Below are 20,367 nucleotides of genomic sequence, written 5' to 3' on the forward strand. Positions count from 1 at the left end.
ATACGGTACAGTTTATATTTTCTAATTAACCTATTTTATTAGTCAATAGAGACAGCCAATAAGTTAATAAAATTAACTTTGTGGAGTACAAAACCCTTTAATAAAATACCATGAAAAGATTTATCTACCTTTTTGGTGTGGACTTGATTTTTTGAAGAAGCACTTGTGCTAGTTTCAATTTGCTTTCCTTTGTCCAACCAGCAACGTGAGGGGAGAGGATAACTTTTTCGGACTCAAACAATTGCGTCAATGTTTCAGAATCTCTCAGATTTTCGAAAGAACTCTTTTCGTATTCTAAAACATCTAAACAAGCTCCCAATACTTTGCCTGAATTCAGGTTTTTAACGAGAGCTTCAGTATCTACACATTTGCCTCTAGAAGTGTTGATGAGGTAAATGGATTTCTTGAATTGACTTAAAAATTTAGTATTTACTAAGAGCTCCGTTTCTTCCGTTAAAGGAATGTGTAGGCTCAAAATATCAGCTTGTTCAAAAATGGTTTGCATATCACTTTCGATAGCATATTTTGGGGCGTAGTTTGTTTTGTATTTGTCATAAGCCAGTACTTTAGTGTCAAATCCACTCAATACTTTAGCTAATGCCGAACCATTATTGCCATAGCCAATAATACCGACCGTTTTGCCACTTAATTCTAGCCCTCTATTTTCTTCCCTATTCCAAATTCCTTTTCGAACTTCTTGGTCCGCTTTTTTTAGATTATTGAATAAGCTTAACATCAGACCTAAAGCATGTTCGGCTACAGCTTGTTTATTGCCTTCGGCAGCGTTAAAGCAATGTATGTTTTTTGTTTGAGCAAAGTCGGAGTCGATGTTTTCCATACCAGAACCGGCTCTAGCAATGAACTTCAAATCCTTAAAATGATCGATAAAATGGGCATCTAACTTGAAGCGAGAGCGAATAACAATACCATGTAAATCAATGTTTTGTTGAATAATCTGTACTTTGCTTAGTGAGTAGCCTTCAACACATTGGTATCCTTCCTTCTCGAGCTCATTCCATAAGTAAGGGTGAACTGTATCCACAAAAAGTACTTTTTTCATATGGATAAAATCAGCTGACCGATGAGGAAATAAATAAATAAGCCCAATACATCATTTACAGTAGTGATAAACGGCCCTGTGGCTAGGGCAGGATCAATTTTATTTTTATCCAATATGAGAGGGATAAATGTGCCAAACAATGCAGCAAAGATAATAACGGATAATAGCGCAATACTCACTGTTAAGCTAAGTAAAATGCCGTAACCCAAAAAGTAAGCAGCCAAAAGAATAATACTTGAGCATATAACACCATTAACTAATGCAACACCTAATTCTTTTAATAAGCGTTGTGAGATATTTCCAAGTGAGTTGGTTCCTCCGGCTAAACTTTGTACTACAATAGCTGCAGACTGAACACCTACATTTCCACCCATAGCGGCAATCAATGGGATGAAGAATGCCATTTGGTAATTTTTTTCAATATCAAAAACACCGATTACTTTTGCGCCAAAGAGTCCGCCAATCATGCCGATTAGTAGCCAGGGTAGTCTAGCACGAGTAATTTCCCATACGGTATCGCTAGACTCCACATCTTCAGAAATACCCGATGCCATTTGATAATCTTTTTCGGCTTCCTCTTTCATGATGTGCATGACATCGTCGGCAGTAATTCGACCTATCAATTGGTTTAGATCGTTGACCACAGGAAGAACAATTAAGTCGTACTTGTTCATTGTATTAGCGACTTCTTCTTGATCCATTGAAGCACTAACTTTAATGATATCTTCCTTCATGATATCAGAAATGACAGTTTTAGAGTCTGTTAAAAGTAATCGTTTTAGTGATAGCGTACCTAAAAGAACATTGTTGTCATCTACTACATATATAGTGTAAACTAGCTCTACATCCTCAGCTTGGCGACGCATTTCTTTAACACAACGCATTACGGACCAATTGCTGTTAACTTTAATCAGCTCTTTAGCCATTAGTCCACCAGCAGTATCTTCTTCGTAATTTAGAAGGTCAGCAATATCACTAGCTAGCTCTTGGTCTTCTATATGGGATAAAACTTCTTGTTTTTTATTTTCAGGAAGTTCAGAAATAATATCAGCAGCATCATCAGAATCCATGTTGTCCACAAATTCTTCAGCAATTTCTTTAGGCGAGTGTATTTTTAAAAGTTCTTCTCTTAAATCATCTTCTAATTCAACCAAAACATCTGCGGCAATATTATCTTCAAGAAGTTCGAATAGGAAACAGGCATTTTCAAATTCCAATTCGTCTAGTATTTCAGCAATATCAGCGTGGTGGCAGTCTTTTATATAAGATTGAACAGACTGTGGGTCTTTATTATTGATGAGTTCATTTAACTCGCTTATAAATTCATTTGTTAATTCAAATTTCATCACTCAAAACATTCTGTTAAATCAATAAACTCTTCTACGCCAAGTTGTTCTGCTCTTAGAGAAAGATAGCGTTCAGCTCTGTTTTCGTCCACCAAGTTAAGACTTTTTAAGGCATTCCTCAAAGTTTTCCTTCTTTGGCTGAAAGCTGTTTTCACAACTCTGATAAATAAAGCTTCATTACAGCTCAATTTTTCTCGATTATTTCGTCTTAGTCTTATCACTGCAGATTTTACTTTTGGTGGTGGATCAAAAACGGTTTCATCTACTGTAAATAGATATTCGATGTCGTAATAGCATTGTAAGAGGACACTTGTAATCCCGTACTTTTTACTGCCTGATGGCGAAGCAATACGTTCGGCTACCTCTTTTTGAAACATGCCCACTACTTCAGGTATTAGGTCTTTATGGTCAAGGACCTTGAATAGTATTTGAGTGGATATGTTGTATGGAAAATTACCAATTATAGCTAGTGGCTTTTTGAATATGCTTTCAACAGGTAGCTGCAAAAAATCGCCTTCAATAAGGTGATGCTCTAACTTGGGATAGTGTTTTTTTAGATAAGCCACCGACTCTCTGTCTATCTCTATGACATAGGTTTCTATTTCGAGAGGCAAAAGAAATTGAGTCAGCACACCCATTCCCGGACCTACTTCTAAAACCGACTCATAACCTTTTAAGCTTAGGCTATTGGCTATTTCTCGAGCAATGCCTAAGTCAGTAAGAAAATGTTGTCCTAGGAATTTTTTTGCTCTTACTTTCGACATGACTTAGTGTTGATGAACGATTTCTAATAGTGTTCTAAAAGCGCCAAACTTCCCTTTGTATCTGCTTGTGTGTTTTTCTTGAATTTTTGGAGCGTATTTTTCTTGATACTCATTAAGCTTGTCCATGTTTTCACAAGTGTACTGTATGGCATAAGTGATTTCGTCATCTACCATTAATCGGCAGATTTTATTTTCTAAAAAGAAGCCTGTTTCCATGACCTCTGGGATGTGAATATCTTTCATCCATTGTAGCCAATCTTCGTGAATGCTTTGGTCTATACTTACTGTAACATTGTAAATAATCATAGTTCTGTAGTTTGATCCCCTCTTAAATTTCTAAATCTTTTTCTAGATTCAACGGTATAGATACTATCCGAATAGTCTAATACTATCTTCTCGTATAACTCTTGTGCTTTGGTTTTATCGTCTAGTTTTTCTTCAAGTAATTTTGCCCATTGGAATAAAGCATCGTCTGCAAGTATATCAAAAGAGAATTCTGTTGATATTTGTTCGTAAAGCGCAGCAGCTTCAGAATAGTTTTTCTTTTTTATTTGGATTTCTGCTTGTTTGTAAAGTATCTCGTCACATAATGTGTGCCCTCCAAAAATCGTTAGCATACTGTCTAATAAATTATAACTCTTATCGATTTTATTTTGAAAAATAAGCCATTCGGCTTTAGCATACATTTCCATAGCCATAGCTGATGTGTCTAAGCCCATATTGTCGGTGATGAGTAATGATAATTTCATGGCATTATTGGCGATGAGTTTAGTGGTAGATCCTTTCAGAACATCGAGTTGTGCTTGTGCCCAATCAAACTGTCCTTGAAAATAAGCCACTCTAGAACGTCTGAATTTAGCTTCGTGTCCAATAGGGTTTTCTTTATACGCTTTTTCTACTTGAGAGTATTGAATAATGGCGTCCCAATCTTTGTTATTTATTAAGTATATGTCGCCAAGCATAAGCTTGCATTCTGCCTGAAGTTCATTTTGGTCAAGCAAATCAATACATTCTTCTAGGGTCATAACAGCGCTAAAAGTATCAAAGAGATGATAAGCTTGTAGCTTAGCGTAATCTTTCATCAAATATACTATCTCTTTACTTTTGCCTAGTTCTTCAATGGTAGATTGGTATTTTTTTTCGAGAGAAGTTAATTCATCTTTAGAATATTCTCTACTCATAAGCTCTTCTCCGCTAACTATGACTTGTGAGATTTTGGCATCGAAATAGTAGGGGTTTTCAGTTCCTAAGTCGATGAGGTACTGGTAGCTTTTTATAGCGTCATCGAATGCGTTATTTTCATAAGCAATGTAAGCTAAGTCAAACATTCGCCCTCCTTGTTCTTTTAATCGTTTGTCAAGTGCTTTAGTAAAGATGTATGCCGCACCATATTCATCGGATTGTATATACAACCAAACTAATAATTCGGTCAGTGCATTATTATTTGTTTTCTGTACTCGTGACAATAATTTTTTTGATAATAAATCGTAATTGTCTTTACTACTTTTTGTTCTGCCTAAAGTATTTTGAAGCCTTATTTTTACGGTTTTAAGATGACTTGATTTTTTTTCGACCAAATTGAGGTAGGTGTCAATCATTTCTTCAGTCTTTCCTATACTACTCAATGAACTTGCCAACTGAAAACCAAATTCATAGTTAGGATTTAATTCTTGACCTTTTTGATATGCTTTAAATAGCCATTGGTATTCTTTATTTTTTGAAAAGGAATTAGCAAGTTGAGTAACTTGATTAATACTTCCTTTTGCTAAGGCGTCCAAGCTCTTTTTGAATTCTTTTTCTGCTCGTATTTTGTCGCCTTTGGCTTTATATACAAAGCCTAAGTCAGCAATGTATTTAGGTTTTGAAGGGTATTTTTTTCTTACTTTTTTTACTAGAGTTAATGCTGTTGCATGTTTTTCTTCGATAAGTAAGCATTTTAAGTAATTAGAGTAGTAGCTTAAGATGTTGACCTTTGACTCAAGAGTTTTGTAAATTTCATTGGCCTTTTCACATTCCTTACTATTTGCGTATTTATTGGCTAATCTTAAGTTAGAATTTGACTGAGCAGATATGTTTAAACCATAAATACATAATGTTATGATTAAAAACAACCTCATTTATTCGTAGTTAAATGTTTCGGTGAGTTGGAATAGACTATCAAATCGAGCCTCATAACTGGGGTATGCAATTTGGAATTCTTTTACTTTAATAGATAAGGCTTCATAGGCCTGCTCTTCTCTCAAGACAATTGCGTTTATCTCTTCCTTATTAAAGATGGAATTATTAATGTCATTGCGTAAATTTTCGAGCTGCTCTTGATTTCTTATTATGTTTTTGATAAACCCTTTATGTTGTCTTGGAGCATTCCTAAACTGTCGCTTCATTAGCTTCATGTCGTTGAGGAAGGTCATCGTTTTAAGACTTGGTTTTTTTTCGGTACTGAGCTTGGATTGAGAGTACTCTAATGATTCTTTGTATCGCTTTAAATTTACTCCAGCAGAGCTAATATCGATGTTTTCAACAGTTATGAATAGGCTGTCATATTCAGCGATTAATTCATTTATTCTTAATTGCTCTTGTTCAAAACTCGAGTTTGAGCAGGCAAATAAAAGACCGATTAATATGATGTAGATAAATCTCATTAGTTGATGTATTCAAAACCAGTATAAGGGATTAACGCTTTTGGTATTTTAATGCCATTTTCATCTTGGTGATTTTCTAAAATAGAAGCCACTATTCTTGGTAGTGCCAATGCACTTCCATTGAGCGTATGGCAAAGGATATTTTTTTTGTTTTCGTCTTTGTATCTCAGTTTTAGCCTATTTGCTTGATAGCTTTCAAAGTTTGAAATGGAGCTAACTTCTAGCCAACGTTTTTGCGCTGCCGAATAAACTTCCATGTCAAATGTTAGGGCAGAAGTAAAGCTCATATCACCGCCACATAATTTTAAAATTCGAAATGGTAACTCTAAATCTCGGAGTAGTTCAGTAACATGTTCCACCATTACATTCAGTGTTTGGTAGGAGTCAGTAGGTTTTTGAACTTGAACAATCTCCACTTTATCAAATTGGTGTAGTCTATTTAATCCCCTCACATCTTTTCCGTATGAACCAGCTTCTCGTCGAAAACAGGGGGTATATGCAGTGTATTTTATAGGGAACTCATCATTTTTAACAATGACATCCCTAAAGATATTAGTTACGGGAACTTCTGCTGTAGGAATAAGATAAAGATTGTCGCCAGTAACATGGTACATTTGTCCCTCTTTGTCAGGTAATTGACCAGTGCCAAAACCGCTTGCTTCATTAACTAGGTGGGGTGGCTGAACTTCCAAATAGCCGGCGTCAGTATTCTTGTCTAAAAAGAAGTTGATCAATGCACGTTGAAGTTTTGCTCCCTTACCTTTATAAACGGGAAATCCTGCTCCAGTAATTTTTGTACCTAACTCAAAATCTATTAAATCGTATTTGGCAGCTAACTCCCAATGCGGTAGTGCACCATCATGCAGTTTAGGGATGTCGCCTTCTTCTTTCACGACTTCGTTATCTTCAGGAGTTTTGCCATTCGGTACACTTTCGTGAGGTACGTTGGGTATGTGTATTAGCAAATCTTGTAATTCGTCACTTATTTGGTTTAGTTGTTCGCTAAGAGTTTTGCTTTGCTGTTTTAGTGTTACAGTTTTTAATTTTGCTTCTTCTGCTTTTTCTTTTTCGCCATTTTTAAAATACGAACCAATTTCTTTAGCTAATTGATTGGATTGAGATAAGATGTCGTCTAGCTTGTTTTGGGTTTCTTTCCTTAGCTTATCTTTAGCAATAATCTCTTCTAAAGAGGCCTTTGCATCAAACCCTCTTTTAGCCAATTTTGTTATCGCTTCATGCGTATTTTCTCGTATATAATTAATCTGTAACATAAATTGAGTTCTTGTTTCACAAAAATAACATTCTAAATCAAAAAAAACTCCCAGACTTAAAAAGCAGGGAGTTTAATAATTTATTATAACGCTACCTTTTAATTGTTGATAGGGTCAACGGATACGAATGATCGGTTATTCGCTTTTTTTCTAAATTGAACAATACCATCGGTAAGAGCAAATAAAGTATGATCTTTTCCCATACCTACGTTTTCACCTGGGTGATGTTTTGTTCCTCTTTGACGTAAGATGATGTTACCAGCTATTGCGCCTTGACCACCATAGATTTTTACACCTAATCGTTTACTTTCCGATTCTCTACCGTTTTTACTACTTCCTGCACCTTTCTTATGAGCCATAGTATTTTAATTTAATTGTTAGACTATTTGTCAGTTTTCTTTGCTGCTGGTTTTTTAGCAGCAGGTTTTTTAGCTGTTGTTTTCTTTGCAGTAGCTTTCGGCTTAGCTGCACTTGCTGCTTTAGCTTTAGGAGCTGCTTTTTTAGCAGGAGCTTTTTTAGCTGCTGGTTTAGGTTCAGCTTTAGCTTCTTTTTTCACTGTAGCTTTAGCTTCTTTTTTCGCTGTAGCACCTTTTTCAACAATACTTTGGATTTCAATTTGAGTAAACGATTGGCGATGACCATTTTTTACTCTGTATCCTTTTCTTCTTTTCTTTTTGAAGACAATAACTTTGTCTCCTTTCATGTGGCCAAGCACTTTTGCAGTTACTTTTGCACCACTGATAGCTGGGGCGCCAACATTAACTTTGCCTTTGTTGTCAATCAATAAAACGTTATCGAATTCAACTTTAGCTCCTTCTTTGTTATCTAGACGATGAACAAATATTTGTTGGTCTTTCTCTACTTTGAATTGTTGCCCTGCTATTTCTACAATTGCGTACATTCTTAAAGTTTTAGTTTATCCACTGTTTTTTAGTGGGCTGCAAATGTAATAATTAATATATAATTGACAAAAAAATATTAGGCTTTGTTAACCAAGTGTATTCCCCCTAAAATTATAGCGATACCAATAAAGTGATTTAAGGTAATGATTTCGCCATCAATAAAGCCCCAAAAAATGGCCACAATAGGAATCAAATAAGTCACAGATGATGCAAAAATTGCCGTTGTGCCTTTCACGAGTTGGTTGAATAAAACCAAGGCTATGGAGGTGCCAACCGTAGAGAGTATGATGATATAGAATAAGGCCAAATTTGCTCCTTCGCTATTCATCATTTTAAATGAAAAATCGGAAAATCCGAGTGCTAAGAGACAAAATGGACCAACTACAAAAAATGCTAAGCCTGAAATATCAATAGCGCTCATTTCTTGTAGATAATTTTTAATGGTGTTTAGGCTAATGGCATAGCACAAAGTTGCAACGATGATATACCACGAGTAGTGAGCGTTTTCAAGGACTAAGCCGCCACCAGCGATTAACCATACAGCTCCAGAAAGACCTAGTAAAATTCCAATAAGCTGACTTACTTTGACTTTAGTTTTGAATAACAACATAGCTAACACAAAAGTAAATAGAGGCACCAAAGCATTTAATATACCGATAAGTGAACTGTCTAATTCAGTTTGAGCTTTAGTAAACAAAAAGGCCGGAAAACCATTGCCAAAAAGACCTACAACCAATATAGGAATGATGTGTTTTTTCTGTATTTTAAATAGTTTGTTCCAAACAAAAGGTAATAGGCTTAGCCATGCTATTCCCATTCTTAGTTGAGCAACTTCTAGATCATTAAATACAATTAGTCCTTTTTTCATTAGTATAAAAGAACTACCCCAAATGAATGCTAAAAGAATCATTAAGGCCCAGTGATAAAATTTTTTGGAAGATAAATTCACTTACAATAATTTTTGCAAAGATATGTTAGTATTTTTGTAACCCTAAAAAACATTACATTATGTTCAAATTATTTTTATCATCGGTTTTGCTTTTAAGTCTTATTGTGGGCTGCGGACAGTCTAAGCCATCAGAATTAAAAGAAGAAGTTATTGAAGTTGCTGATACCAAAGCGGAATTAATTGTTGAAGGTATGAGCTGTCAAGTAGGCTGTGCTGCTTATATTGACGAAGAATTAGAAAAAATTGACGGCGTGGTTTCTGCTGATGTTGATTTTGAAAGCAAATCAGCTTCTATTTCTTTTGATAACAGTTTGATTAGTGAATACGATATTGTGAATACTATAAACTGTTTAAAAGATAGTGCATATACTGTTGCATCAGTAGATGTTGAGATTTTAAAGACTATTGAAAAGAAAAAAATAGACACTCACTAAAAGATATGAGTACTTTTTCTAGACGTTTTGTTCGATTTAATTGGTGGGCTTTAGTGTTCATCTTTCTAGTTGTTATTGCTGGTAGTTTTGTACGAACTACGGGCAGTGGTATGGGATGTCCTGATTGGCCCAAATGTTTTGATCAGTGGGTGCCACCCACCGACAGTAGTCAAGTGCCTGCCGATTATAAAGAACGATTCAGTCAGAAAAGAGCTGATAAAGTGGAGAAGTTTGGTAAAATAATCTCTGTTTTTGGGATGTCCGATGTGGCGGAGCAGCTGAAGAACGACCCAAATTTATTGAAAGAGGAAGATTTTAATGTTCGCAAAACCTGGACAGAGTATGTCAATAGGTTATTCGGTTTTTTAGCAGGTAATTCTTTATTACTCATTTTCTTTTGGATTGCCTTTTATTATCGAAAGCATAAACGCTTGTTTTTTGTGTCGGTAATAAATCTTATTCTCATTGCTTTTCAAGCTTGGTTTGGATCTATTGTTGTGGCATCTAACTTAGTTCCTTGGACAATTACTTTGCATTTGTTTTTTGCACTTGTAATTATTGGTCTTCAACTCTATGTAATTCGCTTAGTGAGTCCGTCACAATCTCAAAACATAACATTGTCAAAGGAAGTAAGCTATCTGGTTTGGGCATGCTTCCTTATTACTGCTTTTCAAATGTTTTTAGGCACTCAAGTCAGAGAAGCTATTGACGAGCTAACTCGTGCTGGTATTGGTCGTGAGCTATGGACAGACTACCTCGGTTTATCGTTTTTTATTCACCGAAGTTTTTCTTGGTTGGTCTTGGCTTTATTGACTTATATGGCTTACAAAAACGAAGTGGGCTCTAAGCACAAAATCATACGTTGGTTGTATGCCATATTAGTGATTGAATTATTAAGCGGTGTTTTATTAGCCCATTTTGATATGATTGGTTTAGTTCAAAATGCTCACTTACTATTCGCCACAATATTATTCGGAATACTGTTCATGATGATTTTTAGGATTAGACTAGCTGATAAGTGATTTGTACTCTGAAAAAACAAAAAAGCCCTTAGCAAAATGCTGAGGGCTTTTTTTTTAACGTTTTTTTACATCTTTTACATCATTCCGGGCATACCGCCACCGCCCATTGGAGGCATTGGAGGAGTATCTTCTGGAATATCAGCAAGTACACATTCGGTAGTGAGTAACATGCCAGCTACAGAAGCCGCATTTTCTAATGCTACACGTGTTACTTTGGTGGGGTCAATAATACCCGCTTCGAACATATTTTCGTATTCTTCTTTCTTAGCGTTGTATCCAAAGTCTGCTTTACCTTCTTTTACTTTTGAAACGACAACAGAACCTTCGTTACCTGCGTTGGCCACAATCTGACGTAAAGGCTCTTCAATAGCTCGTGTAACGATTTGAATACCTGTAGTTTCGTCAGCATTATCTCCTTTGAGCTTTGCAAGAGGGTCAGCGGCTCTTACTAAAGCTACACCACCACCAGGAATTATACCTTCTTCTACTGCTGCTCGTGTAGCATGTAAAGCATCGTCAACTCTGTCTTTCTTTTCTTTCATCTCGACTTCAGAAGCGGCGCCAACATAAAGAACGGCCACACCACCAGCTAACTTAGCTAGTCTTTCTTGAAGTTTTTCTCTGTCGTAGTCCGAAGTAGTGCTTTCAATTTGAGCTTTTATCTGATTGACTCTTGCCGTAATGTTATCTTTATTACCTGCACCATTTACAATAGTTGTATTGTCTTTGTCAATAGTAATCTTCTCAGCAGTACCTAACATCTCGATGGTAGCATTTTCTAATTTGAATCCTCTTTCCTCAGAAATCACAGTTCCTCCTGTAAGAATAGCTATATCTTCAAGCATTGCTTTTCTTCTGTCTCCAAAACCTGGTGCTTTAACGGCAGCAATTTTTAACGAACCTCTCATTTTATTAACTACTAATGTAGCGAGTGCTTCACCATCTACATCTTCTGCAATAATTAATAAAGGTTTACCTGACTGTGCAGCTGGTTCTAAGATAGGCAACAAGTCTTTCATATTGGATATTTTCTTGTCGTATAAAAGAATGTATGGAGTATCCAAATCAGCTAACATTTTTTCAGCATTTGTCACGAAGTAAGGTGATAAGTAACCTCTATCGAATTGCATACCTTCAACCACTTCAACATAAGTGTCAGTACCCTTAGCTTCTTCAACAGTGATAACGCCTTCTTTCTTTACTTTGTCCATAGCTTCAGCAATAAGAGAGCCAATAGCATTATCGTTATTTGCAGAAATGGCACCTACTTGCTGAATTTTTTCTATACTGTCACCGACTTCCTGCGATTGTGACTTTAAATTTTCAACTACAACAGAAACAGCTTTGTCGATTCCTCTTTTTAAATCCATGGGGTTGGCTCCAGCGGCAACGTTCTTCAGTCCATTAGAAACGATAGCTTGAGCTAACACGGTTGCGGTTGTTGTACCATCACCAGCAATGTCAGCTGTTTTTGAAGCAACTTCCTTTACCATCTGAGCGCCCATGTTTTCTATGGTGTCTTCTAGCTCTATCTCTTTTGCTACAGATACACCATCTTTAGTAATTGAAGGGCCTCCAAACTTCTTATCGATAACGACATTTCGGCCTTGAGGACCTAGCGTTACTTTTACAGCATTTGCAAGAGCATCAACACCTCTTTTTAGGGCGTCTCTTGCTTCTATATCAAATTTAATTTCTTTTGCCATTGTTTTGTTTTTTTAAATGATTGCTAAGATGTCTGACTCACGCATAATCATGTAGTCTTTACCTTCTAATTTCAACTCAGTTCCAGAATATTTGCCGTATAGAACAGTGTCACCAACTTTAACAGTTAAAGGCTCATCCTTTTTACCATTGCCTACGGCAACTACTGTGCCTTTTTGTGGTTTTTCTTGGGCAGTATCTGGAATTATAATTCCAGATGCAGTAGTAGTTTCAGCTTGTGCTGGTTCAACTAGTACTCTGTCTGCAAGTGGTTTTACATTCATAATTGTTATAGTTTAAATTAATAATTGTTATAGTACAAATCAAAAAGTGTGCCACAAGGACACACTTTTTGAGAAATGACTTTTTTTCAGATTTTCTGAAAATTTGACAAAAAACTATTCAGCTGGTGCCTCTTGTATTGGTAATGAAGGAAGGCTTTGAGCAGGGATAGCTGTTTCATCAATTTGCTCTTGCATAATTGATTGGTTTTGCATTCCCGAATCATTAGATGATGAGATGGCAAAATTAGACGCTAAAGAAAAAACAAGGAGTGATATTGCTAAATACCATGTCGCTTTTTCTAAAAAGTCTGCAGTTTTTTTAACTCCCATAACTTGATTTCCACCGCCAAAAGTTGCTGATAATCCGCCTCCTTTAGGGTTTTGAACCAATACTACTAACACTAGCAAAACGCAGGTTATTACTATTAAAACAGAGAAAATCGTGTACATAAGTTTATTTATTTTTAGTGATCAATTGATCGATTAATCCAATTTGGCTTGCAAATAAAGAACTTTTTTGGGGATATTTCAAGGAAAGCTGCTTATATGCTGCTTTTGCTTTTTCATAGTGCCCTTGCTCTAGATATACTTTTGCAAGTGTTTCAGTAACAATATCGAAATGAAATTCAACACTTTCTTTTGCTTTATTACTAGCAGAGTAAAATTCTTTCTTTGGTGTCCTTTCTCTATTAGCAATAAAATCTTCGATCAGACTAACCTTTTTTTGTAGATTGTTTTTTGTTTCTGAAGAGCGTTGAATAGGTTTAGCTTGACTGAGCTTAAGCCATTCATTGAAAGAGTGCTTTTCTTCTTTTTCAAACACCAGAGGTTGTCCAATTTCAAGCTCTTTTTCTAACAAACTTTTTTCGTCGTTTGTATCAGGCTCTATTTTCTTTATTGTTTTTGGTGTTTCAACCTTTTTGTTTTTTTCTTCTGTAAGAAGATAAAAAAGCCTTTGCCTATCACCAGCATAAGCTGCTGTTTCTTTTAGGACTTGGTTGTAGTGTATACTGTTTGTGTTTTGAAGACCTTTTAGGTATAAAACTCTAGATGTTGAGCAAAATGGATAAAGATTTATCAACTCCTTTAAGCTATCAGTTTCCTTAACGTCAAGTTCATTAGGGTTGCTTAGCCAATTCGAATATGTGTCTTTATTGTTTACCAATTGGTGAATGCTTCGTTAAAAATATCTTCTATCAATTGAGTTATGATTTCATCATTGAGCGATTCTTCAATATTAGTAAAATCTATAGAGCTGTCATAATCTGCATACCTGCTAAACGTTTTTTTGTAGTTACTTTCTTCGTCTAAATTGTTAATGAAGTTTACCTTGACAGAAATGCTAAGTCTATTTTGTGAGGCGGTTTCATTGGCTTGTATTGCAATTGGATTAATCGAATAATTTGAAATATGACCATCAAACTTTATATCGCCATTATCAGAAACAGGGATTAAATTTGTCTCGGATGAAAACTTATCTTTTAGCGCTTCAGTCATTTTATTTGACAAAACGGGTGGCGATAGTGTAGCTCTGTTTTCAAAAGTTTTGATACTGACTGATTTTACATCATCAGAAATGGAAGCTCCGCTTAAGGAATAGATCCCACACGAATTGAAACTGATAGATAAAACTAACAGACATATATTTATAACTCTTGTCACAATAAGTACTCTTTAATTTTTCTGTAAAGTGTGCGTTCCGAAATGCCTAATTCTTCGGCGGCATCTTTTCTTCTTCCTTGATGTCTTTTTAAAGCTTTTTCAATAAGGATTTTTTCTTGCTCATGCAGGGTTAAAAAGACATCTTCTTCAATTTCTTTTTCAGCAATTGATATTGTTGGTTTTTCAATCAGATGATTTATGACCTTTTCTTCTTCTATATCGTGTTTTTTTTCTCCCATTAGTTCCTTAGTGACTCTTTTTAAATCGTTAAGGTCGTTCTTCATGTCGAAAAGAACCTTGTAGAGTATTTCTCTTTCAGAAAAGTCGTTATCAGTTTTTTCATTTTTGAACAATACGGGTGTAGTATTTTGTTTTGGGATATAGTTTATTAAAATTTCTTTACTTATGCTTCTGTCTTGCTCAACAGCTGAAATTTGTTCAGCGACATTTTTAAGTTGTCTAATGTTTCCCGGCCAAGAGTAAGTTTGTAATAAATCTACGGCATCTTCTTCAAGTCGTATCGGAGGAATGTGATACCTATCAGCAAAATCTGCTGCAAACTTTCTAAATAGTAAATGAATATCTTCAATTCGCTCTCTAAGGGAAGGCATTTTGACATTTATGGTGTTTAGTCTGTAAAACAAATCTTCTCTAAACTTTCCCTTTTGAATTGCTTCTTCAATGTTTACGTTAGTGGCTGCAATAACTCTGATGTCTACTTTTTTTATCTGGCTAGAGCCAACTTTCATAAACTCTCCGCTTTCTAAAACTCGCAATAGTCGAACCTGGGTACTTAAAGGGAGTTCGCCAACTTCATCCAAAAAAATAGTGCCGCCATCGGCGACTTCAAAATAGCCTTGTCTGTTGTCACTCGCTCCTGTAAAAGCTCCTTTTTCGTGACCAAATAACTCACTGTCTATTGTGCCCTCAGGAATAGCACCACAGTTTACAGCGATGTATTTGTTGTGTTTTCTTTGACTATTGTAGTGAATGATCTTGGGCATAGCTTCTTTTCCTACGCCACTTTCCCCAGTGATTAACACGGATATGTCAGTAGGTGCAATTTGCAATGCTGTACTGATGGCTCGATCTAATTTATTTGAATTACCAATTATACCAAACCTCTGTTTAATGTCTTGGTGTTTTATCATACTAATTTTGTTGCTTTACCTTTCAACGTAGCTGAGGTGCATTCTTCAATATTCACCAAAACGTAATCGCCAGGTTTATAATTTTCCTTTGGGAATACTACAACGGTATTCTGAGAATTTCGACCATAAAGCTCTTCTTTTGATTTTTTTGACACTCCTTCAACCAGTACTTTATGAGTTTTTCCTACTTGCTCTTTAGTTCTGATGAGAGAATGTTTCATTTGAAGCTCTATAATTTCTTGCAATCTTCTTTTTTTAGTTTCGGCTGAAACATCGTCATTTAACTTTCTTTGTGCCTGAGTGTTTGGTCTTTCAGAGTAGCTAAACATATATCCAAAATCATATTTGACAGCTTCCATTAAAGTTAAGGTGTCTTTATGGTCTTCCTCAGTTTCAGTACAGAACCCTGAAATTATATCCATAGAGATTCCACAATCGGGAATAATTTTTCTTATTGCTTTAATTCTGTTTAAATACCATTCTCTGGTATAGCCCCTGTTCATCAGTTCTAATATCCTACTATTTCCTGATTGAACTGGTAGGTGAATGTAATTACAGATGTTTTCGTATTTGGCAATAGTATGAAGTACATCGTCTTGCATATCTTTGGGGTGAGAGGTTGAAAAACGCACTCTCAAATTTGGGCTAACTTCTGCTACCATAGCTAGTAGCTGAGCGAAATTAGTACTCTTGCTTTGTTCTTCTTTACTTAGCTTATTGAAGTCTTTTTTTAATCCGCCACCAGACCACAAGTAGGAGTCTACATTTTGCCCTAGCAGAGTAACTTCTTTGTAGCCATCAGCGACTAATTGTTGACACTCTTGAACGATGCTTTCTGGGTTTCTGCTTCTTTCTCTTCCTCGAGTAAATGGAACAACGCAGAATGTACACATGTTGTCACAACCTCTAGTGATAGATACAAAAGCTGTTATTCCATTTCCGCCTAATCTAACAGGGCTGATTTCGGCGTAGGTTTCTTCTTTGGAAAGGATAACGTTAACTGCTTTTCTTCCGTCGTTAACTTCATCAATAAGATTGGGTAAATCTCTGTAAGCATCAGGGCCCACTACAATGTCGACGAGTTTTTCTTCTTCAAGAAATTTATCTTTAAGGCGTTCAGCCATACAACCCAAAACTCCAACTAACATTTTAGGGTTTTGCTTTTTCTTTATAGCATTATAAACTTTGAGTCTGTTTCTAACCGTTTGCTCTGCTTTTTCCCTAATCGAACAGGTGTTTACAAAGACAACGTCGGCATCTTCTAGGTTTGGAGTGGTTGAGAAACCCTCCTTAGTAAGGATAGAAGCCACAATTTCACTGTCCGAAAAATTCATTTGACAGCCATAGCTTTCAATGTACATTTTCTTCTTGCTTACCTCTGATTTTTCAAGTTGTAGGGCTTCTCCTTGTCTTGCAATATCCACTATTTTCTCAGTGTCTTTCATATCGTTTACTCAAAATAAAGTTCACAAAATTAACAAAAACTGCCAAATTGACAGAAAAAATCTTTTTTTGAAAATAATTATATTATTTATAATATAAATGGGAGTTAGGCTTGTCAGTCGTTTGGTAATTTAAAAAAAGGTATTCTATATTTGCACTCATTTTTAAACGAAAACAACTTATTTCTTATGGCAAAAAATTTAGTTATTGTGGAGTCACCAGCAAAGGCAAAAACCATCGAAGGTTTCCTAGGCAAAGATTTTATTGTAAAGTCAAGTATTGGGCATATCAGAGATTTACCTAAAAAAGGTGGTATGGCTATTGATATCGAAAATGGTTTTACTCCTACCTATGAAATCTCCCCTGATAAGAAAAAAGTTGTTGATGAGTTAAGTAAATTATCAAAAAAATCGGATACTGTTTGGCTTGCGACGGATGAGGACCGTGAAGGAGAAGCAATCGCTTGGCATTTACAAGAGGCTTTAAAATTAGAATCTGACAAAACAAAGCGAATCGTTTTTAATGAGATTACCAAATCAGCAATAACTAAAGCTGTTGATAATCCTAGAGAATTAGATATTAACCTCGTTAATGCTCAACAAGCGAGAAGAGTGCTTGATCGTTTGGTTGGTTTTGAGTTGTCGCCAGTGCTTTGGAAAAAAGTGAAATATGGCCTTTCTGCTGGTCGTGTTCAATCTGTTGCTGTTCGATTGATTGTAGATAGAGAAAAAGAAATAATAAACTTCGTTAGTAAATCTAGCTACAAGGTCTCCGCTTATTTCTTGAATAAAGATCAAAAAATATTTAAAGCAGATCTGCCTAAACGTTTTGACACGAAACAAGAGGCTGTTGCGTTTTTAGAGTCTTGCTCAACTTCAGATTTCACAATTACATCGCTGACTAAAAAACCCGCTAAAAAATCCCCTACAGCTCCGTTTACAACATCTACCTTGCAACAAGAAGCCTCAAGGAAATTGGGCTTTACCGTAGGGCAAACAATGAGTGTTGCTCAGAAGCTTTACGAATCGGGTAAAATCACCTATATGCGTACAGATAGCATGAATTTATCAGACGATGCTATTAAAGCAGCTGGCGGTTATATTAAATCGACTTATGGAGATGAATTCTTCAATAGTAGAAAATTTGCTACAAAATCCAAAGGGGCGCAAGAGGCTCACGAAGCTATTCGTCCTACCAATCTAGCTAATGCTAAAGTAGATGGAGAGCGTAATCACCAAAGATTATATGAGCTCATTTGGAAACGAACTATTGCTTCTCAAATGGCAGATGCTCAATTGGAAAGAACAACTGCTGAAATCACAGTTTCTAATGCTTCTCATAATTTTGTTGCTAAAGGGGAGATGATAAAGTTTGAAGGTTTTTTGAAAGTTTACATGGAAGGTAATGATGATGAAGATTCTGAAGAGCAAGATGGAATGTTGCCACAGCTTGTTGAAGGAGATAGCGTATCTTCAAAAGAAATTAATGCTATTGAACGTTTCAGTAAGCCTAAACCTCGCTTTACCGAGGCTAGTTTGGTAAAACGATTAGAGGAACTTGGTATTGGACGTCCGTCTACTTATGCATCTACAATTACTACTATTCAAAATAGAGGATATGTAGAAAAGGGACAGAGTGAGGGTGTTTTAAAGCCTTACATCAGCCTTTCATTAAAAGATAATGAGGTAAAAGAAGAGCAAAAATCTGAAAAATCAGGCTCTGATAAGTCTAAAATGAAACCGACAGATATTGGTATCGTTGTTACGGAGTTTCTTGAAACAAATTTTGCTGCTGTTATGGATTACAGCTTTACTGCTGAGGTGGAAAAAGAGTTTGATTTTATTGCCAAAGGAGATAAGGTTTGGAATGAGATGATTAGCCAGTTTTACGATGGTTTTCTTAAAACAGTAAATGAAGTTTCAGACAACTCAGAGGCCGCTAAAGGACAGCGTCTTTTGGGTACCGACCCAAAAACGAATGAAAATGTATATGTTAAAATAGGTCGATTTGGACCTATGGCACAAATTGGAGAAGCTAGTGATGAAAAGAAGCCTAGATTTGCTTCTCTTTTAGCTTCACAAAGCATTACTACTATTACATTAGAAGAAACGTTAGAATTGTTTAAATTGCCGAGAGTTGTTGGTGAATTTGAAGGTGACGAGGTAGTTGCAGCTATTGGACGCTTTGGACCATATTTGCGTTTCAAAGGTAAGTTTGTGTCTATCAAAAAAGCAGACGGTGATGAGCCATTAACTATTGAAATAGATAGAGCTGTAGAATTGATTTTAGCACATAGAAAGGCTGAGGCAGAAAAAATAATTAACCGATTTGAGGGTGATCCTTTAGTTCAAGTCCTTAATGGTAGATATGGTCCTTTTATTCAGATAGGAGAGGGGGCACGTAAAAATAAAACAAATGTCAAGATTCCTAAAGATGTTGAGCCAAAGTCTTTAACTAGAGAAATGTGTTTGGATCTGGCAGAAAAAAGTAAGAAGAAGTAAATGGAATTTGAGTTAAGCTTTAAACCTATAGTTCATCATAACGAAGACTACCAGTCTAGTCAGTTAGGACAGAATGTGATGGCTTACACTCAAGGTGATTTTCCAAATCTTTCAGAAGCAGATTTGGTAATGTTCACTGTTCCAGAATTTCGAGGAACTCCTGTTGCAAATAATGATGAATCACTCGATAATATTCGTAAAGAGTTATATCAACTTTTTGAAGGTCAAGAAAGACTTAGAATAGCCGATTTGGGACAATTGCTTTTGGGCGAAAAAATTAGCGATACCTATCAATTACTTACTGACGTTTTGATTGAGTGCGAACAACGAAATTTGTTTGCTCTTGTTATTGGTGGCGGTCAAGATTTGACCATATCACAATATCGATCTTGTGTTAAATTAGGTAAATTGTCTAATATGGTAGGTTTTGATTCTCGTTTTGATTTTGGAGTAGATGAACATAGTCAACCTTCTGATGCCTTTTTGTCTGATATTTTAAAAACCCAGCCAAATGTTTTGTTTAATTATACTAACATAGGCTATCAAACCTATCTAAATACTCAAGATTCAATCAAATTAATTGAAAAACTTTATTTCGATGCCTATCGATTAGGTGAAATAAAACAAAATATTGAAGAAGTAGAGCCATCACTTAGAAATGCAGATTTTGTAACATTTGATATGAATTGTGTTCGACTTTCTGATAATCCTTCAAATATAGATGGTTCTCCTAATGGTTTTTATGCGGAAGATGCTTGTCAGATAATGCGTTATGCAGGTATAAGTGGTCGTCTAAAAACTTTAGGTATTTATAATTTTTACAATAAAAGTGACGAAAACTTACAATCTGAAAAGTTAGTGGCACAAATGATTTGGTGCTTTTTTGAAGGATTTTTTCATAAAATGAAGCGTTTCAAGCCAAACGACGATGATATGGTTAAATATCATGTTTCTATGAGAGAAGGTGAGTATAATGCTTGTTTTTACAAAAATAAAAAATTAGAAAAATGGTGGATGGAAGTCCCAATAATTAATTCTTCCCCAACCTTGCCTTTAGAAAATTATTTTATTCCTTGTTCTTACAATGACTATCAGATAGCTGTAAAGGGAGATGTGCCCGAAAGATGGTGGAAAGCTTTTCAAAAAATGAATCAACATTAAAGGAATACTTACTCAAGCTATTTTTCTAGTAAAAAAAAATAGTTATTTTAGCCGAATATTAATTGTGATAT

The 20,367-nt window shown here is 35.6% G+C and carries 20 protein-coding genes and 1 pseudogene; 4 read left to right on the forward strand and 17 right to left on the reverse strand.

Annotated elements, in window-relative coordinates:
• Nucleotides 1-124: 124 nt before the first annotated feature.
• The 10 genes and pseudogenes from P8I29_02315 to P8I29_02360 all read right to left on the reverse strand — a co-directional run bounded on the left by P8I29_02315 (nucleotide 125) and on the right by P8I29_02360 (nucleotide 8,895).
• The gene (locus tag P8I29_02315; GenBank protein MDG1916631.1) at nucleotides 125-1,060 is read right to left on the reverse strand and encodes an NAD(P)-dependent oxidoreductase; all 936 of its coding nucleotides are present in this window, start codon (nucleotides 1,058-1,060) and stop codon (nucleotides 125-127) included.
• Nucleotides 1,057-2,406: a magnesium transporter gene (gene mgtE / locus P8I29_02320; GenBank protein ID MDG1916632.1), complete on the reverse strand. Its 1,350-nt coding sequence runs from the start codon at nucleotides 2,404-2,406 to the stop codon at nucleotides 1,057-1,059. Before mgtE ends, P8I29_02315 begins: the two co-directional genes overlap by 4 nt.
• Entirely contained in the window at nucleotides 2,406-3,170 is a 765-nt protein-coding gene (gene rsmA / locus P8I29_02325; GenBank protein ID MDG1916633.1) for a 16S rRNA (adenine(1518)-N(6)/adenine(1519)-N(6))-dimethyltransferase RsmA, read from the reverse strand. The genes mgtE and rsmA overlap by 1 nt, the downstream gene beginning before the upstream one ends.
• A 3-nt stretch (nucleotides 3,171-3,173) precedes the next feature.
• Nucleotides 3,174-3,476, reverse strand: a complete 303-nt coding sequence (locus P8I29_02330; protein MDG1916634.1) for a DUF4286 family protein — start codon at nucleotides 3,474-3,476, stop codon at nucleotides 3,174-3,176.
• Nucleotides 3,473-5,287 (reverse strand): tetratricopeptide repeat protein, encoded by a 1,815-nt coding sequence (locus P8I29_02335; protein ID MDG1916635.1) that lies wholly within the window; start codon nucleotides 5,285-5,287, stop codon nucleotides 3,473-3,475. The genes P8I29_02330 and P8I29_02335 overlap by 4 nt, the downstream gene beginning before the upstream one ends.
• Nucleotides 5,288-5,812 carry a hypothetical protein gene (locus P8I29_02340; protein MDG1916636.1) on the reverse strand — a complete coding sequence of 175 codons (525 nt, stop codon included), beginning with the start codon at nucleotides 5,810-5,812 and terminating at the stop codon, nucleotides 5,288-5,290.
• The gene (gene serS, locus P8I29_02345) at nucleotides 5,812-7,083 is read right to left on the reverse strand and encodes a serine--tRNA ligase (GenBank protein ID MDG1916637.1); all 1,272 of its coding nucleotides are present in this window, start codon (nucleotides 7,081-7,083) and stop codon (nucleotides 5,812-5,814) included. The genes P8I29_02340 and serS overlap by 1 nt, the downstream gene beginning before the upstream one ends.
• A gap of 98 nt (nucleotides 7,084-7,181) precedes the next feature.
• Complete coding sequence (rpmA, locus tag P8I29_02350; protein ID MDG1916638.1) at nucleotides 7,182-7,442, reverse strand: 50S ribosomal protein L27; 261 nt, start codon at nucleotides 7,440-7,442, stop codon at nucleotides 7,182-7,184.
• A gap of 134 nt (nucleotides 7,443-7,576) precedes the next feature.
• A pseudogene (gene rplU, locus P8I29_02355) lies at nucleotides 7,577-7,984 on the reverse strand (50S ribosomal protein L21).
• 77 nt (nucleotides 7,985-8,061) lie between these two features.
• Complete coding sequence (locus P8I29_02360) at nucleotides 8,062-8,895, reverse strand: DMT family transporter (protein ID MDG1916639.1); 834 nt, start codon at nucleotides 8,893-8,895, stop codon at nucleotides 8,062-8,064.
• A gap of 98 nt (nucleotides 8,896-8,993) precedes the next feature.
• Here P8I29_02360 and P8I29_02365 point away from each other — a divergent pair, with 98 nt between their 5' ends.
• Entirely contained in the window at nucleotides 8,994-9,368 is a 375-nt protein-coding gene (locus P8I29_02365) for a heavy metal-associated domain-containing protein (protein ID MDG1916640.1), read from the forward strand.
• A 5-nt stretch (nucleotides 9,369-9,373) separates the two neighbouring features.
• On the forward strand, nucleotides 9,374-10,390 hold the full coding sequence (locus P8I29_02370) for a COX15/CtaA family protein (GenBank protein ID MDG1916641.1): 1,017 nt from the start codon (nucleotides 9,374-9,376) through the stop codon (nucleotides 10,388-10,390).
• Nucleotides 10,391-10,464: 74 nt separating this feature from the next.
• Here the strand turns inward: P8I29_02370 and groL are convergent, their stop codons facing one another.
• From groL to miaB, 7 genes are all read right to left on the reverse strand, one after another.
• Nucleotides 10,465-12,096 (reverse strand): chaperonin GroEL, encoded by a 1,632-nt coding sequence (gene groL / locus P8I29_02375; GenBank protein ID MDG1916642.1) that lies wholly within the window; start codon nucleotides 12,094-12,096, stop codon nucleotides 10,465-10,467.
• 12 nt (nucleotides 12,097-12,108) lie between these two features.
• The gene (locus P8I29_02380) at nucleotides 12,109-12,387 is read right to left on the reverse strand and encodes a co-chaperone GroES (protein MDG1916643.1); all 279 of its coding nucleotides are present in this window, start codon (nucleotides 12,385-12,387) and stop codon (nucleotides 12,109-12,111) included.
• Between the two features lie 105 nt (nucleotides 12,388-12,492).
• Nucleotides 12,493-12,828: a preprotein translocase subunit SecG gene (secG, locus tag P8I29_02385; protein ID MDG1916644.1), complete on the reverse strand. Its 336-nt coding sequence runs from the start codon at nucleotides 12,826-12,828 to the stop codon at nucleotides 12,493-12,495.
• A 4-nt stretch (nucleotides 12,829-12,832) separates the two neighbouring features.
• Nucleotides 12,833-13,543, reverse strand: a complete 711-nt coding sequence (locus P8I29_02390) for a tetratricopeptide repeat protein (GenBank protein MDG1916645.1) — start codon at nucleotides 13,541-13,543, stop codon at nucleotides 12,833-12,835.
• Complete coding sequence (locus P8I29_02395; protein ID MDG1916646.1) at nucleotides 13,537-14,040, reverse strand: LptE family protein; 504 nt, start codon at nucleotides 14,038-14,040, stop codon at nucleotides 13,537-13,539. Before P8I29_02395 ends, P8I29_02390 begins: the two co-directional genes overlap by 7 nt.
• Nucleotides 14,037-15,191: a sigma-54 dependent transcriptional regulator gene (locus tag P8I29_02400; GenBank protein MDG1916647.1), complete on the reverse strand. Its 1,155-nt coding sequence runs from the start codon at nucleotides 15,189-15,191 to the stop codon at nucleotides 14,037-14,039. The genes P8I29_02395 and P8I29_02400 overlap by 4 nt, the downstream gene beginning before the upstream one ends.
• Nucleotides 15,188-16,636 carry a tRNA (N6-isopentenyl adenosine(37)-C2)-methylthiotransferase MiaB gene (gene miaB, locus P8I29_02405; GenBank protein MDG1916648.1) on the reverse strand — a complete coding sequence of 483 codons (1,449 nt, stop codon included), beginning with the start codon at nucleotides 16,634-16,636 and terminating at the stop codon, nucleotides 15,188-15,190. The genes P8I29_02400 and miaB overlap by 4 nt, the downstream gene beginning before the upstream one ends.
• A 186-nt stretch (nucleotides 16,637-16,822) precedes the next feature.
• On the opposite strand from miaB, the gene topA reads away from it, so the two are divergent.
• Both topA and P8I29_02415 read left to right on the forward strand, forming a co-directional pair.
• Nucleotides 16,823-19,135, forward strand: a complete 2,313-nt coding sequence (topA, locus tag P8I29_02410) for a type I DNA topoisomerase (GenBank protein ID MDG1916649.1) — start codon at nucleotides 16,823-16,825, stop codon at nucleotides 19,133-19,135.
• A complete protein-coding gene (locus P8I29_02415; protein ID MDG1916650.1) occupies nucleotides 19,136-20,296 on the forward strand; it encodes a formimidoylglutamase in 1,161 nt (386 codons plus the stop codon).
• The last annotated feature ends 71 nt before the right edge of the window (nucleotides 20,297-20,367 follow it).

It is taken from the genome of Flavobacteriales bacterium, from assembly GCA_029248105.1.
GTDB lineage: Bacteria > Bacteroidota > Bacteroidia > Flavobacteriales > UBA7312 > UBA8444.

What these genes read in the sequence shown, in the direction of transcription:
- miaB (MDG1916648.1), bottom strand. Translation starts at nt 16,636, where the DNA reads ATGAAAGACACTGAGAAAATAGTGGATATTGCAAGACAAGGAGAAGCC.
- P8I29_02370 (MDG1916641.1), top strand. Translation starts at nt 9,374, where the DNA reads ATGAGTACTTTTTCTAGACGTTTTGTTCGATTTAATTGGTGGGCTTTA.
- topA (MDG1916649.1), top strand. Translation starts at nt 16,823, where the DNA reads ATGGCAAAAAATTTAGTTATTGTGGAGTCACCAGCAAAGGCAAAAACC.
- P8I29_02365 (MDG1916640.1), top strand. Translation starts at nt 8,994, where the DNA reads ATGTTCAAATTATTTTTATCATCGGTTTTGCTTTTAAGTCTTATTGTG.
- P8I29_02415 (MDG1916650.1), top strand. Translation starts at nt 19,136, where the DNA reads ATGGAATTTGAGTTAAGCTTTAAACCTATAGTTCATCATAACGAAGAC.
- P8I29_02360 (MDG1916639.1), bottom strand. Translation starts at nt 8,895, where the DNA reads ATGATTCTTTTAGCATTCATTTGGGGTAGTTCTTTTATACTAATGAAA.
- P8I29_02335 (MDG1916635.1), bottom strand. Translation starts at nt 5,287, where the DNA reads ATGAGGTTGTTTTTAATCATAACATTATGTATTTATGGTTTAAACATA.
- secG (MDG1916644.1), bottom strand. Translation starts at nt 12,828, where the DNA reads ATGTACACGATTTTCTCTGTTTTAATAGTAATAACCTGCGTTTTGCTA.
- serS (MDG1916637.1), bottom strand. Translation starts at nt 7,083, where the DNA reads ATGTTACAGATTAATTATATACGAGAAAATACGCATGAAGCGATAACA.
- mgtE (MDG1916632.1), bottom strand. Translation starts at nt 2,406, where the DNA reads ATGAAATTTGAATTAACAAATGAATTTATAAGCGAGTTAAATGAACTC.
- P8I29_02315 (MDG1916631.1), bottom strand. Translation starts at nt 1,060, where the DNA reads ATGAAAAAAGTACTTTTTGTGGATACAGTTCACCCTTACTTATGGAAT.
- rsmA (MDG1916633.1), bottom strand. Translation starts at nt 3,170, where the DNA reads ATGTCGAAAGTAAGAGCAAAAAAATTCCTAGGACAACATTTTCTTACT.
- P8I29_02330 (MDG1916634.1), bottom strand. Translation starts at nt 3,476, where the DNA reads ATGATTATTTACAATGTTACAGTAAGTATAGACCAAAGCATTCACGAA.
- groL (MDG1916642.1), bottom strand. Translation starts at nt 12,096, where the DNA reads ATGGCAAAAGAAATTAAATTTGATATAGAAGCAAGAGACGCCCTAAAA.
- rpmA (MDG1916638.1), bottom strand. Translation starts at nt 7,442, where the DNA reads ATGGCTCATAAGAAAGGTGCAGGAAGTAGTAAAAACGGTAGAGAATCG.
- P8I29_02340 (MDG1916636.1), bottom strand. Translation starts at nt 5,812, where the DNA reads ATGAGATTTATCTACATCATATTAATCGGTCTTTTATTTGCCTGCTCA.
- P8I29_02400 (MDG1916647.1), bottom strand. Translation starts at nt 15,191, where the DNA reads ATGATAAAACACCAAGACATTAAACAGAGGTTTGGTATAATTGGTAAT.